This is a genomic window from Methylobacterium sp. V23 (assembly GCF_002917135.1).
In the GTDB taxonomy this organism is placed as follows: Bacteria; Pseudomonadota; Alphaproteobacteria; order Rhizobiales; family Beijerinckiaceae; genus Methylobacterium.
On record NZ_PDHT01000111.1, the window covers coordinates 1 to 1,542 of the forward strand.

Consider the following 1,542-nt stretch of genomic DNA (forward strand, 5'->3'; position numbering starts at 1 on the left):
TTGAAGTGGTCCGCCCTTTGGTATGATGGTGTGGAACGGCCCTGCTTGCGGCAGTGCTGATCTGGTTTTTCAATCCGGATCAGTTCTCGAACGCGGAGGAACCGAAATGTCTGAGATTCACGTTGTCGGCCTCGATCTGGCTAAGCAGATCTTTCAGGTGCACGCGATCACCTCGGAGGGCGCCGTGGTGGTGAGACGGCAATTGCGCCGCTCGCAGGTGCTGACATTCTTCTCCAAGTTGCCATCCTGCCTCGTGGGGATGGAGGCATGCGGCGGTGCTCACTTCTGGGCGCGTGAGATTGCGAGGCTTGGCCATCAGGTGCGCCTTATGCCGCCGAACTACGTCAAGCCTTACGTGAAGCGCGGCAAGACCGATGCCGGCGATGCAGAAGCGATCTGTGAGGCGGTGAGCCGTCCAACGATGCGCTTTGTGCCGGTCAAGACAGCCGAGCAGCAGGCCGCCGCCATGGTGTTGAAGACACGTGACCTGCTCGTACGCCAGCGGAACCAAGCGATTAACGCGTTGCGGGCTCACCTATCGGAGTTGGGCATCGTGAGCGGCACGGGGGTCAGCCGAGTGGCGGGTCTGATCGGGATTGTCCGAGACCCTGACGATGCGCGGCTTCCGGTCATCGCGCGGCAGGTCCTTGTGGATCTGTCCGATCACATCGAAGCGTTGACCGAACGCCTTCACCGCTTGGACCGCGAGATCGTGGCCCGGTCACGGGAGGACGCGGACCTCCGGAGGCTGACGGCGGTCCCTGGTATTGGACCCATCTCGGCAGCGTCGCTGAAAGCCCTCGTCCCCGATCCGAGTGGGTTCGTCTCCGGACGGCACTTCGCAGCCTGGCTTGGCCTGACACCGCGCGCTCATTCCAGCGGAGGCAAAGAGCGTCTGGGCCGGATCTCAAAGATGGGCAATCCGACCTTGCGAACCTTGCTGATCCTGGGCGCGACCACGGTACTGCGTCACGCGCGCAATGGCGGGAAAGCTTCACCGTGGTTGCAGGCGATCCTGTCGCGTCGTCCTCCGAAGGTCGCCGCCGTTGCGCTGGCCAACAAGACGGCGCGCATCGTCTGGGCTCTCCTCACGAAGGGTAGCCATTATCGGAATCCTGGTCTCGCCGCATCGAGCACAATGGGCGCCTGACGGAAGAGACTAGACAGAGCTGACCGGCGGACCGCTGCCGGGCAGGGACAAGGTGTGCAACAGCAGCGATGAGACCCCACGGGACGTCACCCCGAAGTGAGACAGGCCTCCAAAGCCGATGCGCCTCCGAGCGCGCTGGTATGATCTGCCGCTCACCTCGCGGACTCCATCGAGGCCAGCGGTCTATGACCGCGCCCAAAGGCCGGACATATGACTGCACCGTTCGCGGTGGGGGATTTGTTGCTGAGCGCTCTTGTCCGCAGGGCCGTTCCACATATGGCTTTTGAGCCTGGAGGACGGACGAGATGGCAAAGCACCCGAAACCTGAGGAGATCGTTGCCAAGTTGCGGCAGGCGGATGTGCTGATCTCACAGGGCCAGAGCGTGGCCGAT

The 1,542-nt window shown here is 62.8% G+C and carries 1 protein-coding gene; it reads left to right on the plus strand.

Translation table 11 applies throughout. The features are described 5' to 3' along the window. Positions 1–106: 106 nt before the first annotated feature. The gene (locus tag CRT23_RS27470) at positions 107–1,150 is read left to right on the plus strand and encodes an IS110 family transposase (RefSeq protein WP_103712628.1); all 1,044 of its coding nucleotides are present in this window, start codon (positions 107–109) and stop codon (positions 1,148–1,150) included. The last annotated feature ends 392 nt before the right edge of the window (positions 1,151–1,542 follow it).

Bases quoted from the DNA above. Each gene is read 5' to 3' on its own strand.
- CRT23_RS27470 (WP_103712628.1), top strand. From the start codon at position 107: ATGTCTGAGATTCACGTTGTCGGCCTCGATCTGGCTAAGCAGATCTTT.